We start from the raw sequence: 15,579 nt of genomic DNA on the forward strand, positions 1-15,579 counted from the left end.
GCTTGGAAAGGCAATCCACACATATAAAAATACAGTCACTCTGAGATAGAGTGGCCTACTCACCTCCACGTGATTTGTAGTTCACAGTTATCCCTATGGCTATAGAATAATTAGAATGATGCTTAAAGGCAAGATGTTTCAGACTTTATTCTCCTTCTTCTGTCGTATTTAAAGTAATTATACAATAAAAGCTGCGTCAAATAAAGTTAATTAATTGTTTTTAATGATTTTTTTGAAAGGCGAATTTGGATAATGACTTTTTGCTGTCAAATAATCACATATATCTGTAAATACTGATATATATATGAAAGTTATCTAGAATATCTTGCATTATTGGACTTTGTCTTGATTTGTATTTTTGAATAGGATATACTATGTATATCCAAAACGAAGGAGTGATAAAAATGCAAACAACAATTGTAAAATGGGGTAATTCGCAAGGAGTCCGACTGCCAAAATATATTTTAAATCGTGTACATCTATCCGATCGAGATGCGGTCGAGGTATATGTTGAAGGTGATAATATTATCATTAAGAAATGCAATAAGGATTCAAAACATAAAACAATTCAAGAGCTTTTTGCTGGTTTCAATGATGAATATGAGCCGATTGAAGTAAATTGGGGTGAACCAGTAGGTAAAGAAATATGGTAAAGCAAGGCGACATCATCAAATTGAACTTTAATCCGCAGAGTGGCCATGAACAGGCTGGCTTTCGTCCAGCAGTGGTGATCAGCAATGATTTTTTTAACGAAAAGGTGAATATGACTATCGTTTGTCCAATTACTAACACCAATCGTCCATTTCCATTGCATATTCCGCTTGATGATCGGACAAAGACAACGGGGTTTGTACTGTGTGAACATATTAAGACAATCGATTTAGAAGCACGATCCTACGACTATGTCGAACGCATACCACAAGATTTGCTCGACGAAATTATATCGACGGTGTTTTCTGAAATTGAAAAGCCGGAGTAATATGACAAGTAAGACCTTTTTTACTAGCTATATGTTCAATTAAAGATTTAACGTAGGGGCGATCCGTGATGACCAAGGGGTCAGACCCTCGCCCGCACACTGGGCAATTGCCAGTTCGATTTACAAAATTCTTTAATTCGACTTATATATCAATTTTAGCAGCTGTGGAATTATTATTTGAAAACTTGCTTTGTTAACGATTGCTCTTAGCCACGAATAAAAAACGAAAAAAAACCACCAAAACCCCTACTTAAAGCGATTTTAGTGATCTTTGTAATTGACATTATATGGCAGGGGCAGAAGGATTTGAACCCTCGGCACGTGGTTTTGGAGACCACTGCTCTACCAACTGAGCTATACCCCTACAACAGCAACTACTATATTATAAATGCTGCCGGGGTAATTGTCAATATATTTGTTAAAATTTATACTTAATTTATATTGTTAAACGCATACTTTAAATTTATACCTTTAAGTCAATCTTATTTAAATCGAGCAAGTCCTGATTAGCAGTCAAGATCGGCTTTACTTCTTCTTCAATAAAATCAACAACCTGCTGCGGTGCTCGACCAACGTAGCGGCTTGGGTCGAGCAGGGCATCAACATCTTCGGCTTTTAGATTAAAGGATGAATCTTTTAAGATTCGCTCGATCAAGTCATTGGGCTTGCCTTCAACTTTTACGGTATGGCCAGCCTCCATCGACAGGACTCTGATTTTTTCATGCAGTTCCTGGCGGTCTCCCCCCCGCTTGACGCCTTCCATAATGATGTTTTCGGTCACCATAAAGGGTAGCTCGGCATTGATGTGCTGCAGGATCACTTTGGGATAAACCACTAAATTTTGTGAAACATTCGTGGCAATCATCAGGATTGCATCAGTGGCTAAAAATCCTTCCGGGATACTGATCCGTTTATTGGCCGAATCATCGAGGGTTCGCTCAAACCACTGGGCAGAGGCCGTTAAGGCCGGATTAAGGGCATTGACGATCACATAACGGGCCAGTGAACAGATCCGCTCTGACCGCATCGGATTCCGTTTATAGGCCATTGCCGATGAGCCGATCTGATTTTTTTCAAAGGGTTCTTCGACCTCTTTTAAATTCTGCAGCAGCCGGATATCGGTCGCAAATTTTGTCAGTGTCTGGGCAATGCCGCTAAGGACACTTAATACCTGGGCATCAAATTTACGTGAATAGGTTTGTCCACTGACGGCATATGATTTGGCAAAGCCCATTTTTTTAGCGACCAGATCGTCAAGCGCCTTAACTTTTTGGTGATCATTGTCAAAAAGTTCCATAAAACTTGCCTGGGTGCCGGTCGTTCCCTTGACGCCGAGCAGTTTTACATTGCCAATCAGGTGATCAAGATCGGCTAGATCGATTAATAAATCCTGAATCCATAAACAGGCGCGTTTTCCAACGGTGGTCAACTGAGCCGGCTGAAAATGGGTAAAGCCTAAGGTCGGTAAATCCTTATGGCTAGCGGCAAAGAGGGATAGCTGGTTAACCAGATTAAGCAGCTGTTTGCGAACATGCCGCAGTCCTTGGGTATAAACGATAATGTCGGTATTGTCCCCGACATAGGCACTGGTGGCACCGAGGTGGATAATCCCCTTGGCTTTAGGACATTGGGCGCCATAGGTATGGACATGGGCCATCACATCGTGGCGCAGTTCTTTTTCTTTTTCTTTCGCCAATTGATAATCAATGTTGGTAATGTTGGCGCGCAGCTCGGCAATCTGTTCTTCGCTAATATTTAGACCCAGCTCACGCTCGGCTTCCGCCAAGGCAACCCATAACTTACGCCAATTTTGAAATTTGTTATCCGCTGAGAAAATCTCGAGCATCTCCTTGGACGAATACCGTTCGATTAGGGGGTTTTCATAATATGCTTTCATAGTACTTCCTTTCACATTAAAAGATAGCTTTGATAAGGGTTAAGCTTTTAAGAATCAGCTACCATTATCAAAGCTTAGTTATTACTGCTTAGTTTATTTCTTTTCTCTGCTCTGATGCTCTTATTTGTCGGTTTAGTAGGTCTGATATAATCGAGTGATTTTAGTCACCTTGTTTTCAATTTCATCAATTGCCAGGATGATCCCATTGATTTGCACCTTGCCGGTGGCAGTGACAAAGCGGCTGGGTCTCTTGGTCAGCATGGTGTCAATAATAATCTGGCGCTCAACGCCGATAACCCCATCAAGCGGGCCGGTCATGCCAATATCCGTGATATAGGCGGTTCCACCTGCTAAAATCCGTTCGTCGGCAGTTTGCACATGGGTATGGGTGCCATAAACGGCCGTCGCCCAGCCATCTAAAAAATAACCAAAGGCAATTTTTTCAGAGGTCGCTTCGGCGTGAAAATCGATGATGATCAGGTCAGCGGCCGCTTTTAAGGCCTCTTTTAAGGGCGCGATCCGATTAAAGGGGCAGTCCAGGTTAGGCATAAAGACCTGACCAGATAGATTGGCAACACAGATTTTCTTGTGGCTGCCATTTTTAAGTTGGCAGTTAAAAACAGCATAACCCTTGCCCGGGCAAGGCTCGGGATAATTAAGCGGCCGGATAATTTGCGGAAAATCAGCAATTGTTTCCAGTAATTCTTTTTGTTGCCAGACATGGTTGCCCATGGTGATCACATCAATTGGCAGATTTAGCAATTCTTTGGCATTTTTGGTCGAGAGGCCATTTCCGCCAGACGCATTTTCTCCATTGATAATCGTAAAATCAATCCCATGGGCGGCGATCAATTGGGGCAATTGCTCTTTTAAAATCGTTCGTCCGGGTCGGCCATAGACATCACCGAGTATTAATATATTCATAAATTTTCCTTCACCCTAACTAATAAAACTGCTTAAAAAAAGGGGAGATTATCTCCCCTTTTAGGTTTTCGACAAGCTACCGTACCGACCAATTGTTAATCTGTTGTCTGCTGCAAGCTCGGACAGGCGATGCCGTGTCCGCCTTGATGCAGACAACATGATGTAACAATTGTCGGTACTGCTTTATCGGTATGTCTAGTAGTCTCAAAAGCACGGGGAGATTCTCTCCCCTTTTAGACTATTTGGCGTAGTCGCTTGCTCTTGTTTCACGAATCAGATTAACCTTAATGTTTCCGGGATATTCCATTTCTGCTTCAATCTTCTTGGCAATATCGCGTGACAATAAAATCATTTCGTCATCATCAACTTCATTTGGTTTAACCATAATTCTGACTTCACGGCCAGCCTGAATCGCGTATGATTTCTCAACGCCTTCAAATGACATGGCAATGGTTTCAAGTTCTTGTAACCGTTGGATATAGGAAACCAGGGTTTCTCTTCTGGCGCCCGGTCGTGCTGCTGAAATGGCATCTGCTGATTGAACAAGAACAGCTTCCATTGTTCGTGCTTCAACATCACCATGATGAGCTTCAACAGCGTGGATGACATTCTTATTTTCCTTGTATTTCTTTAATACATTGACTCCGATTTCAACATGTGGTCCTTCGACCTCATGATCAATTGCTTTTCCAATATCATGTAATAATCCTGCCCGTTTGGCGACCTTAATGTTACCATCTAATTCCGCTGCCATAATGCCAGCCAGATGGGACACCTCAATCGAATGCTTTAATACATTTTGACCATAACTGGTTCGGTATTTTAGCCGTCCCAAGAGTCTTACGATCTCAGGATGGAGGCCATGAATGCCGGTATCAAAACAAGCTTGTTCGCCAACTTCTTTAATATGGTTTTCGACTTCTTTTTGAGATTTCTTAACCATCTCTTCAATTCTGGCAGGATGGATACGCCCATCAATAATCAATTTTTCTAAGGATAGTCTGGCTACTTCCCGGCGGATTGGATCAAAACCGGAAAGAATAACGGCTTCTGGGGTGTCATCAATGATCAGGTCAATCCCCGTTAAGGTTTCTAAGGTTCGGATGTTACGACCTTCACGACCGATAATACGGCCCTTCATCTCGTCATTTGGCAGGTTGACCACGGTAATGGTTTGTTCAGCCACATGATCGGCGGCGCAACGTTGAATTGACTGGGAAATCAGTTCTTTTGCTTTTTTATCAGCAACAGCCTTTGATTCAACCTCGATCTGGCGGATCATGATCGCAGCTTCTCTGCGCGTTTCCTTACTGATATCTTCAAGCAGAATTTCTTTTGCTTCGTCATAGGTCAGACCGGAGATGCGTTCAAGTTCCTTAACCTGCTCATCATACAAGCTATCCACTTTTTCTTTTTTCTTGTCAACTTCTTTGCCTCTTTTGGTGAGGGCTTCTTCATTGCGTTCTAAATTTGTTAGTTTTTTCTCCAGGTTCTCTTCTTTTTGAATAAGTCGATTTTCAAGTTTCTGAAGTTCGGCTCTGCGTTCTCGATTATCTTTTTCAAGGGATTCTTTTAATTGCAAGGATTCTTCCTTGGCATTAAAGAGAATTTCCTTTTTTAGAGTTTCGCCTTCTTTAACGGCATCATTCACAATGGTTGTAGCGGTTAATTCAGCATTCTTAATCTTGCCTTCGGCAATATTCTTGCGTACAAAATAACCAATCACAAAAGCTGCGATAATACCAATGAATAAAATAATTGTTAGTATGTCTATAATTTTCACCTCCTTATAAACGAGTTGCTATGTTTTTAATCTACTCATCATGATCTATATTTTATACTCTTTTGAAAATAGTGTCAAGAAACAAAGGTCACGCACAAGGGTTATTTTTAAGAAATCAAAAAAAGAACCTCAAAAAGGTTCTTTTTTGAATCGATTTCCCGATTAATTCACTTTTTTAGATGAGATCATCATCATCGATCAAGTTTTCTTCGATCTCTTCAGGTTCTTCCGGGACGGCAACAATCTTGCTGGCGGCATTTTTCTCACGGATTTCTTTTTCGATCGCGTCGGCAATGTCGGGATTAGCCATTAAATGTTCTTTCGAATTATCGCGACCCTGTCCTAAGCGCTGTTCCTTATATGAAAACCAGGATCCGGACTTATCGACAATTCCAAAATCGACGCCGACATCGAGCAGGTCGCCTTCTTTTGAGATGCCTTTGCCATACATGATGTCAAATTCTGCCTGTTTGAATGGTGGCGCAATTTTGTTTTTAACAATCTTGGCACGGGTCCGGTTACCGATAATTTCAGTACCCTTTTTCAAGGATTCAATCCGGCGCACATCGATTCGAACGGATGCGTAAAACTTAAGGGCTTTACCGCCGGTGGTCGTTTCGGGATTACCAAACATTACGCCAATTTTTTCCCGCAACTGATTAATAAAGATCGTTGTCGTGTTTGATTTCTTGATGACTCCGGTCAGTTTTCTAAGTGCCTGCGACATTAGTCGCGCCTGCAGACCCATATGCGAATCACCCATCTCGCCATCAATTTCGGCGCGTGGCACCAAAGCCGCCACCGAGTCAATCACGACCACATCAATCGCGTTACTTCTGACCAGCGCTTCAACGATTTCCATTGCCTGTTCACCGGTATCCGGTTGCGCCACCAGCAGATTATCAATATCAACCCCTAAGGCTTTTGCATAGGTGGGATCCAGGGCATGCTCAGCATCAACAAAAGCGGCGTTGCCACCGGCCTTTTGGGCTTCGGCAATGATATGCAGGGCGATCGTTGTTTTACCGGAGGATTCGGGGCCATAGATTTCGACAACCCGTCCCCGCGGCACACCGCCAACCCCGAGCGCCATATCTAAACCGATCGATGAGGTCGAGATTACTTCGACATTGAGTTTAGCGGCATCATCGCCGAGCCGCATTACGGCACCCTTGCCGAAACTTTTTTCAATGTTTCTTAGCGCTGCATCCAAAGCTTTTTGTTTATCTGTTAATTCTTCAGTATTGATTTTCGTTTTTTCAGCCATTTACAACCATCCTATTCTTTATTAGAACATTCGTTCTCATTCATTTTATTATAGCTATTTTACTTTGATTTGTCAACTATCGTTTTGCGAATCAGGTGAAAGACTTTGTTGGCCGTTTTTTGTTGCACCACTTTTCGATCGCCATTAAAGTGATAAAAGTAGATATCTGTTTGCTTATCAAAAGACACGCCAATATAAACCAGTCCGACTGGTTTTTGATCACTGCCGCCATCCGGCCCGGCAATCCCGGTAACCGAAATCGCAAGCCGTGCCTGTGAAAGCTTTTGCAGGTTTTCACACATCTCGGTAGCCGTTTCGGCACTGACTGCCCCATAAATATCGAGGGTTTCTTTTTTTACCCCTAAGAGGCTCATTTTAGCTTCATTCGAATAGGTCACCAGTCCCATTCCAAATACCTTGGAAATCCCCGGGTATTGGGTCAGTTGGGCGGCAATTAAGCCGCCACTGCAGGACTCCGCCGTTGCCAGGCTGATGTTTTTTTCCAGCAATAACTTGCAGACCGTTTCTTGCAGCGATTCTTTTGAAAAGGCAAAGATATTGTCTGCAAAACGTTCAAGCATCATCGCCTCGTAGCGATCAAGTAAGGCGTTCATTTCGTTTTCGTCAGTCCCATTGGCAGTAATTCGGATCAGTACCTCACCCATCTTGGCATAGGTGGCAATGGTCGGGTTAACCTGGGTATTGATCAGATCCAGCAGCCGGTCTTCGGCGGCCGATTCTCCGATATCGGATAAATTGTAATAACGGGAGAGCACCAACTGATTATTGTCCTGTGTGATGATCGGTAGAACCGCATCTTCAAAAACCCGGGTCATTTCTCGTGGTGGCCCCGGCAGCATGATAATCATCCGCCCCTGTTCTTTGATGAGCAGGCCGGGGGCAGTACCACAGGGATTAAACAAAATTTCGGCGTTTTCGGGAATAAATGTCTGCTTAAGATTGTTGGGGGTCATGACATACTCACGGTTTTTAAAATATTTAAGCAAATCATCTTTGGTCTTAGTATCCTGAATCAGTTTTCTTTTGAAGATCGCAGCAATGACTTCTTTGGTTAGATCATCCTGGGTTGGTCCCAGCCCACCGGTGCTAATAATCAGATCACTGCGGTTAAAGGCAATTCTGACCGCTTCCTCCAAACGTTTTGGATTATCGCCGACGGTCGTATGAAAGAGTACCCGGATACCCAGCAGCGACAACTCCCGCGATAAGAATTGGACATTGGTGTTGAGGGTATCACCAACTAAAAGCTCAGTACCGACTGAAATCAATTCACATTTCATTAGTTATTTCCTTTCAAAGGCAGATCTGGTTTTTTAGGATTGAATTTTGCGCGTTTTGTCCATTACATTGAGCGGAATACTTTTTTGTTCAGGATCAGATAATCAATCCCCGAGTAAAGGGTCAGGATGGTGGCAATATACATCATAATCGTTGCAACCGGTATATTGATTAGTGAGAAAGGCCAGTTGTTAAAGAGCATCAGGATGATCGCAATCATTTGCGAAATCGTTTTGGCCTTGCCCCATTTGCTGGCGGCAATGATAATGCCATCGGCGGCCGCCAATGAACGTAAGCCGGTGATCGCAAACTCGCGGGCAATAATAATAATGACCATCCAGGCGGGCACCGACCCCAATTGGACAAAACAAATCAGGGCTGAGCAAACCAGTAATTTATCGGCCAAGGGATCCATAAACTTACCAAAATCGGTCACCAGGTTACGGCTTCTGGCCAGATAACCATCGAGGCTGTCGGTTAAGGCCGCGATAATAAACAGGGCGGCGGCAAGCGGCTGGTGGTAGGGAAATTCGATCAGTAATGCTGCGATGAAGAAAGGAATCATGATCATTCTAACTAGCGTAATCTTATTTGGTAAATTCATTTTCAATATCTCCTATCAAATCATATTCTAAGGCATTGACTATCTTAACGGAATAGAAATTTCCGATGATTAAGGGGCTATCGTGACTGTCAACAAAAACACTGCCATCAATTTCTGGGGCATCACCATAAAAACGGCCAAAGTAAGCCTGATCTTCAGCGCCTTCAATCAGCACTGTGAGCGTTTTGCCGATAAAACGTTGTTTCTGGGCATGGGAAATGGTTTGCTGAGCCATCATAAGCTCAGCATAACGGTGTTCTTTATGCTCTTCTGAAATTTGATTGTCAAATCCGGCGGCTGGCGTATTTTCTTCCTGTGAATACTTAAATACCCCTAAATGATCAAAAGGCAACACTTTTATTTTTTTTAGCAGATCCTGATGCTGGTCTTCCGTCTCCCCGGGAAAGCCGGTAATCAGCGAGGTTCTCAGGACGGCGCCGGGCAGGGTCTGGCGGATCTTGCGAATTAAAGCGCTGATCTGCTCAAAGGACATCTTTCGTCCCATTTTCTTTAATACCCTATCATTGAGGTGCTGCAGGGGAATGTCAAAGTATTGGCAGATGGCTGGATATTTTTTGACAGTCGCCAGTAATTTATCGGTAATCCCTTCGGGGTAGAGATACATCATCCGAATCCAGCTAAAGTCAAACCGCGTCGCAATTTTTTCGAGCAGGTCGGGCAGGTCGATCGCTTCATCAAGATCATAACCATAGGGGGCAATATCTTGCCCGATTAGAATAATCTCTTTGATGCCGCGATCCTTAAGGTCTTGTAATTCTTTAAAGATTTCCTGGCTGGCGCGGCTGCGGTATTTGCCCCGGATCTTGGGGATCACGCAATAGGTGCAGCCGTGGTCGCAGCCCTCACTGATGCGGACAAAGGTCGAAACCGTACCGGCTTTGAGATAGCGCCGGGTGGCAATGATTTCTTTATCAATATCGCCCAGATACTGCTGCTGATTTTGGCTTGTATTTGGCTTCATCGCAGCCGTCGGCTGATCAGCAGCGGCTTCTAGTGCCGTGATCAATTCAACAATATCATCAAAATGACCAACCCCCAAAAATCCGTCGATTTCAGGAATTTCAGCAGCCAGTTCGGCCTGGTAACGCTCGGCCATGCAGCCAGCGACAATCAGCAGTTGACACCGTCCCGAATTTTTATAGTCGACATATTCGAGGATATACTCAATCGACTGTTCCTTTGCCGATTGGATAAAGCAACAGGTATTGACAATAATAATCTCGGCCGCTTGGGGATCATCGATAATTTGATAATGCTTTTCTTCAATTAAACCCAGCATCATTTCTGAGTCGATCGTATTTTTATCACAGCCCAAGGTTGTCATGTGAATGGTCTTCATATTTACCTACTCTCTCATTTTAAATTCATCTTCGGTGATTAAGATTTGCCGTGGCTTGCTGCCATTGGGGCCAGAAATAATCCCGCGATCTTCAAGATCATCAATAATCCGACCGGCGCGGGCGTAACCAACCTGTAATTTTCGTTGCAGCATCGAAGTCGATAGCTGGTTGTATTCAAAGGCGATATTGAGGGCATCTTCTAGCAGCACATCGCCCTCACGACTTTGTGGTTTTTCCTCAGGTTCCTGGGAAATCGCTTCTTCAATGGCAGCGTCATACTGCAAGCCCTTCTTAATCTTGACGGCATCGATAATGGCATTAATCTCGGTATCCGAGACATAGGTACACTGGACCCGGGTTGGTTTTGATTGTCCTACCGGATAATAGAGCATATCCCCCTTACCCAACAGTTTTTCGGCGCCACCGGTATCAAGAATTGTCCGCGAATCGGTGTTTGATGCCACCGAAAAGGCAATTCGCGACGGGATATTGGCTTTGATCAAGCCAGTAATCACATCCACCGACGGCCGTTGGGTGGCGATGATCAGGTGAATCCCACAGGCTCTGGCCAGTTGGGCGATCCGACAAATGGCGTTTTCACATTCTTTTGGTGAGGTGATCATCAGATCAGCCAACTCATCGATGACAATCACAATCCGCGGCAGCTTTTTTGCACCGGTTTCGGTCATCTGTTCATTATAGCCTTCAATATCGCGGACACCGGCATCTTTAAAGAGCATATAACGGTCGGTCATTTCCTTAAGTCCCCAGTTAAGCGCATAAGAGGCCTTTTTAGGATCGGTCACGACGGGAATTAGCAGGTGCGGAATGGCATTGTATTGATTGAGTTCGACCATCTTGGGATCAATCATAATAAAGCGCAATTCTTCCGGCGATGATTTAAAGATCAGGCTGACAATGATGCTGTTGATGCAGACACTTTTACCAGATCCGGTCGAGCCGGCAATCAGCACATGGGGCATCTTGCCGATGTCGCCAATGACGTTTTCGCCTGACAGGGTTTTACCCAGGGCAAAGGTTAAGGGACTTTTGCTGTTAATAAACTGCGGTGTTTCAATGATTTCGCGAAGGCCGACAATTTCAGAAAATTCGTTGGGTACCTCAATACCGACCGCGGCCTTGCCGGGAATCGGTGCTTCGATGCGGATATCAGAGGTGGCCAGGCTGAGGGCTAAATCACTGGACAGATTAACAAATTTGTTAACCTTGACCCCCGGATCAAGCTGCAGTTCAAAACGGGTAATACTGGGGCCGACATTGACTTCAACTATTTTTGCTTTAACGCCAAAATTCTTTAAGGTCTCTTCGATGATCTTGGCTTTTTTAATGACATCATCTTTTTTTGATTTTTTTTTAGCCACTGGTGGGTTTAAAAGATCTAAGGAAGGAAAGGTATATGCTTCAGCTACTGCATCGAAACTGACGGCTGAAAGGTCTAAGACCTTTGTTTGGTCATCGGTTATGTTTGCGTTATTTTCATTCATTTTGCTTTCTTTTATTTTGTTTTCTTTGCTAAATGCCTTGCCAGTATCTTGATCAGAAACCTTTTTAGGCGGACCAAAATCATCAAAGTTTGGTGGCTTCAAGAAATTTTCATGAATCTTCATCGGGCTTTCTGCTTCATCCACTTCTTCTTCGATAAATCCAAAGGGGTCTTGTTTGACTTTCTTTTTAGGCTCAGGAATGACCCCGGTTACCGGTTCAAAGAGCGGTTTATTGGTTAGCGGATTGGTCTGATTGGGCTGACTCGAATCATTGATCTGATAGGGCTCAAACAAGGGCGCATTGTCATCATAATCTCCGACCATCGGAATCATCGTGGTTTCTGAAGTGCGTTCCTTGGTCGCTTTAACCTCTTGTTTAATCCGCTGCTTATCGCGGATTATATCGATCTGATTTTTGAGGCGGTCTTTAATTGGTGGCGCATTTTCACGCTTGTCCTTGATCAGGTTTAAATATTTTTTTAGGCTATTTCTAAAAATAAAAATTAAAATAATCGCCGAGCAGATAATAATCAGCAGCAGGGTCCCTTTTACGGCAAAGAGCTTAATGAAGAGGACTGCCAGCAGAATTCCGATAATGCCGCCGTATTGGCCATACTGGGCTAAACTGAATAGTTCTGCGATGCTATAGTCCATCAGATTGGGGGCATAAATTGTAAAACCGATCATAAAGTTAACCAGTAATAAAAAAACTAAAACAAAGGTGCTGACCCACTCATCAATTTTATTCAGACTCAGGACCACCCCCAGGACAAAAATGTAAAGTGACATAAAAATGGTCAGGGCGCCAAAACAATAACGAAAGGCCTGACTGACAAAGTTTCCGACCATCCCGGCATTAAAGTCAATATAGGCATAAATCGAGAAAATACCAAGAACAATGAAGAAGATCCCGATTGCCAAATGACTGACCGAAAAACGTTTGGCTGTTTTGGGGGCTGGTTTCTTTTTTGCCTTACTATTTGATTTACTGGTTGATTTATGTGGACTTGGTTTTTTTGTGGTGTTTTTATTGGTTGCCATGACGCTCCTCTGATTTATATTAAATGAATGTATAATTGAATGTATAAATGAATGTATTATCTGATCTTACTAAAAGATGCTAATAAATGTGCTTAAATAAAAGAAATGATAAAAGGTGCAGGTATACCCTGCACCTTAAAATTGTTATAACGATAAGATTGGAAAGCGGTGCAGCAATCATTGAACCTTCATGACTTTAGCAAACTCTGATTATTTATGCAACAGCCGTTTGTCGCATTTGTTTTTCTAGTTTTAGTTTTATTGTATTTGTTTTATTGTATTTGTTTTAAGCCGATTTATTTTCCGGAATGGCCAAAGCCACCATCACCACGGACGCTATCGGCCAATTCTTGGGCGCTGAAAACTTCGACAAAGTCGGCCTTGAGATATTCAGCGAAAACCATTTGAGCAATCCGCTCGCCGGGTTCGAGCTGATAGGGTTTATCGAGTAAGTTTATCAGAATTATCTTAATTTCGCCACGATAATCGGCATCGATGGTACCAACACCGTTAACCAGCGACAAGCCATGCTTGAGGGCTAAGCCACTGCGGGCACGAATTTGGGCTTCGACGCCAATCGGCATTTCTAAAAAAATACCGGTTGGTATCGAATAAACCTTATGAGGCATGATAATCAGCTTGGCATCAAGATTGGCGCGCAAATCCACGCCCGAAGAACCAAGGGTTTGATACTCCGGCAATGGATATTGGGACTGGTTTAGTATTTTAATTGGATAAGTTTTAATGGGGTAATTTTCAATCATGACGATTCCTTATTATTCCTTGGGCAGCATTGCTTTTCGAGACAGGTTGATTCGGCCTTGACCGTCAATTTCCATAACCTTAACGGTTACTTCATCGCCGATTTTAACCACGTCTTCAACGGCGTTAACCCGTTCATTAGCAAGTTTGGAAATATGAACAAGACCGTCTTTACCGCCTGGTAGCGAGACAAAGGCGCCAAAGGTCATGATTCGGACAACCTTGCCGGTTAAGACTTCGCCAACTTCAACTTCTCTGACGATATTTTCAATAATTTCCTTGGCGCGATTACCAGATTCGGTATCCACTGAAGCGATGAAAATGCGACCATCATCCTCAATATCAATTTTAACCCCGGTATCATCAATAATCTTATTGATCACCTTGCCGCCAGAACCGATGACGTCGCGGATTTTATCGGGTTTGATTTGGAAAATAATGATTCGTGGCGCATAGGGTGACAAATCTTTGCGGGACTCAGAAATTTCTTGATTCATAATATCAAGAATATGGAGTCGGGCGATTCGCGCCTGTTCCAAGGCTTCGGTTAAGATTTGTTTGTTAATCCCATCGATTTTAATATCCATCTGAATGGCCGTAATACCTTCAGCGGTTCCGGCCACCTTGAAATCCATATCGCCGAGGAAATCTTCCATTCCTTGAATATCGGATAAAATCGCCAGTTTATCATCTTCTTTAATCAGACCCATGGCAATACCGGCAACCGGTGCCTTGATGGGAACCCCAGCCGCCATCAGTGAAAGCGAACTGCCGCAGACACTGGCTTGCGAGGTTGAACCATTAGAGCTTAAGACTTCTGAAACAACCCGGATTGCATATGGGAATTCATCTTCCGATGGCAGTACCGGAATCAGCGCCCGTTCAGCCAGGGCACCATGTCCGATTTCACGACGGCCAGGGCCACGCGATGGTCGGGCTTCACCAACACTGTATGATGGGAAGTTATAGTGGTGGATATAGCGTTTTGAGTCTTCGTTTGATAAGCCATCCAGTTTTTGGACATCGCCAAGCACACCCAAAGTTACGACTGACAGGACTTGGGTTTCACCACGGGTAAATAATCCTGAACCATGGGGTCTTTCCAAAAAGTCGATTTTTGCAGTGATATCACGAATTTCATCCATCTTTCGATTATCTGGACGAATCCGGTCTTCAAGAATCATCCGACGAATTTCTTTTTTAACCAGTGAACTGATCACATCGTCAATTTCAATTTTCTGATTGGGGTAAATTTCTAAGAAATGTTCTTTTACCAGATCTTTTATTTTTTCAATATTATCAAGTCGCTCCATCTTGTCAGGGGTTTTAACGGCCGTGCTTAATTGATCACCCAGGAAGGCAATGATTTCAGCTTTAATTTCCTCTGATGGCACAAAAATTGGATAATCAGCCTTGGCTTTACCAACAGCAGCAACGATTTCTTCCTGGAAGGCGACGATTTTCTTGATCTCTTCATGTGCCAGCAAAATCGCTTCTAGCATGGCATCTTCAGAAATCTCATTCGACGAGGACTCAACCATCATAATGGCATCTTTGGTTCCGGATACAATCAGGTTAAGGTCACTCAGTTCGCGCTCGGCTTCATTGGGGTTGACAATGTATTGTCCGTCAACCAGACCGATGGCAACCGAACCAATTGGACCATCAAAGGGTAAATCAGAAATCGATAAGACGATCGAGGCGCCAATCATGGCGGCGATTTCGGGCGCATTATCCTGATCCACTGACATCACCGTGGCAATAACCTGAACCTCATTTCTGAAGCCTTTGGGAAAGAGTGGTCGGATTGGGCGATCCATCAGACGGCAATTTAAAATCGCGCGTTCGGTTGGGCGACCTTCGCGTTTTATAAAACCGCCCGGGAATTTCCCAACCGAATATTGTTTTTCTTCATAATCACAGCTCAGTGGGAAAAAATCCATCCCGTCTTTTGGTTTTTTTGCCGCCGAAACAACAGCTAAAATTTCTGTTTTTCCATATCGAATCATCGCAGCGCCTTTTGCAAGCAGTGCAACCTCGCCAATCTCCACGCGTAGCGGTCGTCCGGCTATTTCAGTTTCAAAAATATTCATTCTTTTCTCGCTTTCTATTGTAATACCCTGAGATGGTGCTTTTACATCATTTGGTGTAAGGCCG

The 15,579-nt window shown here is 43.6% G+C and carries 12 protein-coding genes and 1 tRNA gene; 2 read left to right on the forward strand and 11 right to left on the reverse strand.

Going from position 1 to position 15,579, the window contains the following annotated elements:
- Positions 1-404: 404 nt before the first annotated feature.
- Both QZ998_RS12855 and QZ998_RS12860 read left to right on the forward strand, forming a co-directional pair.
- Positions 405-653, forward strand: a complete 249-nt coding sequence (locus tag QZ998_RS12855; protein ID WP_296561190.1) for an AbrB/MazE/SpoVT family DNA-binding domain-containing protein — start codon at positions 405-407, stop codon at positions 651-653.
- The gene (locus QZ998_RS12860) at positions 647-979 is read left to right on the forward strand and encodes a type II toxin-antitoxin system PemK/MazF family toxin (protein WP_296561192.1); all 333 of its coding nucleotides are present in this window, start codon (positions 647-649) and stop codon (positions 977-979) included. The genes QZ998_RS12855 and QZ998_RS12860 overlap by 7 nt, the downstream gene beginning before the upstream one ends.
- A 288-nt stretch (positions 980-1,267) precedes the next feature.
- Here QZ998_RS12860 and QZ998_RS12865 read toward each other — a convergent pair.
- From QZ998_RS12865 to QZ998_RS12915, 11 genes are all read right to left on the reverse strand, one after another.
- Positions 1,268-1,343 (reverse strand) — tRNA-Trp (locus QZ998_RS12865).
- Positions 1,344-1,442: 99 nt separating this feature from the next.
- The gene (gene purB, locus QZ998_RS12870) at positions 1,443-2,876 is read right to left on the reverse strand and encodes an adenylosuccinate lyase (RefSeq protein WP_296561194.1); all 1,434 of its coding nucleotides are present in this window, start codon (positions 2,874-2,876) and stop codon (positions 1,443-1,445) included.
- 132 nt (positions 2,877-3,008) lie between these two features.
- Positions 3,009-3,800: a TIGR00282 family metallophosphoesterase gene (locus QZ998_RS12875; RefSeq protein WP_296561196.1), complete on the reverse strand. Its 792-nt coding sequence runs from the start codon at positions 3,798-3,800 to the stop codon at positions 3,009-3,011.
- 238 nt (positions 3,801-4,038) lie between these two features.
- On the reverse strand, positions 4,039-5,583 hold the full coding sequence (gene rny / locus QZ998_RS12880) for a ribonuclease Y (RefSeq protein WP_296561197.1): 1,545 nt from the start codon (positions 5,581-5,583) through the stop codon (positions 4,039-4,041).
- 175 nt (positions 5,584-5,758) lie between these two features.
- Positions 5,759-6,850, reverse strand: coding sequence for a recombinase RecA (gene recA / locus QZ998_RS12885; protein WP_296561200.1), 1,092 nt, complete (start codon positions 6,848-6,850; stop codon positions 5,759-5,761).
- Between the two features lie 59 nt (positions 6,851-6,909).
- Positions 6,910-8,151, reverse strand: coding sequence for a competence/damage-inducible protein A (locus QZ998_RS12890; protein ID WP_296561202.1), 1,242 nt, complete (start codon positions 8,149-8,151; stop codon positions 6,910-6,912).
- Between the two features lie 62 nt (positions 8,152-8,213).
- Positions 8,214-8,753: a CDP-diacylglycerol--glycerol-3-phosphate 3-phosphatidyltransferase gene (gene pgsA, locus QZ998_RS12895; protein WP_296561204.1), complete on the reverse strand. Its 540-nt coding sequence runs from the start codon at positions 8,751-8,753 to the stop codon at positions 8,214-8,216.
- The gene (rimO, locus tag QZ998_RS12900; RefSeq protein ID WP_296561206.1) at positions 8,737-10,113 is read right to left on the reverse strand and encodes a 30S ribosomal protein S12 methylthiotransferase RimO; all 1,377 of its coding nucleotides are present in this window, start codon (positions 10,111-10,113) and stop codon (positions 8,737-8,739) included. The genes pgsA and rimO overlap by 17 nt, the downstream gene beginning before the upstream one ends.
- A gap of 6 nt (positions 10,114-10,119) precedes the next feature.
- Complete coding sequence (locus QZ998_RS12905; RefSeq protein ID WP_296561208.1) at positions 10,120-12,660, reverse strand: DNA translocase FtsK; 2,541 nt, start codon at positions 12,658-12,660, stop codon at positions 10,120-10,122.
- A 296-nt stretch (positions 12,661-12,956) separates the two neighbouring features.
- Complete coding sequence (gene dut / locus QZ998_RS12910; protein ID WP_296561211.1) at positions 12,957-13,424, reverse strand: dUTP diphosphatase; 468 nt, start codon at positions 13,422-13,424, stop codon at positions 12,957-12,959.
- A 12-nt stretch (positions 13,425-13,436) separates the two neighbouring features.
- Positions 13,437-15,515, reverse strand: a complete 2,079-nt coding sequence (locus QZ998_RS12915) for a polyribonucleotide nucleotidyltransferase (RefSeq protein WP_296561214.1) — start codon at positions 15,513-15,515, stop codon at positions 13,437-13,439.
- Between the last annotated feature and the right edge of the window lie 64 nt (positions 15,516-15,579).

Source organism: uncultured Acetobacterium sp., from assembly GCF_927416815.1.
Taxonomy (GTDB): Bacteria; Bacillota; Clostridia; order Eubacteriales; family Eubacteriaceae; genus Acetobacterium.

Excerpts from the sequence above, each read along its gene's own strand:
- QZ998_RS12855 (WP_296561190.1), top strand. The coding sequence starts at position 405 with ATGCAAACAACAATTGTAAAATGGGGTAATTCGCAAGGAGTCCGACTG.
- QZ998_RS12860 (WP_296561192.1), top strand. The coding sequence starts at position 647 with ATGGTAAAGCAAGGCGACATCATCAAATTGAACTTTAATCCGCAGAGT.
- purB (WP_296561194.1), bottom strand. The coding sequence starts at position 2,876 with ATGAAAGCATATTATGAAAACCCCCTAATCGAACGGTATTCGTCCAAG.
- QZ998_RS12875 (WP_296561196.1), bottom strand. The coding sequence starts at position 3,800 with ATGAATATATTAATACTCGGTGATGTCTATGGCCGACCCGGACGAACG.
- recA (WP_296561200.1), bottom strand. The coding sequence starts at position 6,850 with ATGGCTGAAAAAACGAAAATCAATACTGAAGAATTAACAGATAAACAA.
- QZ998_RS12890 (WP_296561202.1), bottom strand. The coding sequence starts at position 8,151 with ATGAAATGTGAATTGATTTCAGTCGGTACTGAGCTTTTAGTTGGTGAT.
- pgsA (WP_296561204.1), bottom strand. The coding sequence starts at position 8,753 with ATGAATTTACCAAATAAGATTACGCTAGTTAGAATGATCATGATTCCT.
- rimO (WP_296561206.1), bottom strand. The coding sequence starts at position 10,113 with ATGAAGACCATTCACATGACAACCTTGGGCTGTGATAAAAATACGATC.
- QZ998_RS12905 (WP_296561208.1), bottom strand. The coding sequence starts at position 12,660 with ATGGCAACCAATAAAAACACCACAAAAAAACCAAGTCCACATAAATCA.
- dut (WP_296561211.1), bottom strand. The coding sequence starts at position 13,424 with ATGATTGAAAATTACCCCATTAAAACTTATCCAATTAAAATACTAAAC.
- QZ998_RS12915 (WP_296561214.1), bottom strand. The coding sequence starts at position 15,515 with ATGAATATTTTTGAAACTGAAATAGCCGGACGACCGCTACGCGTGGAG.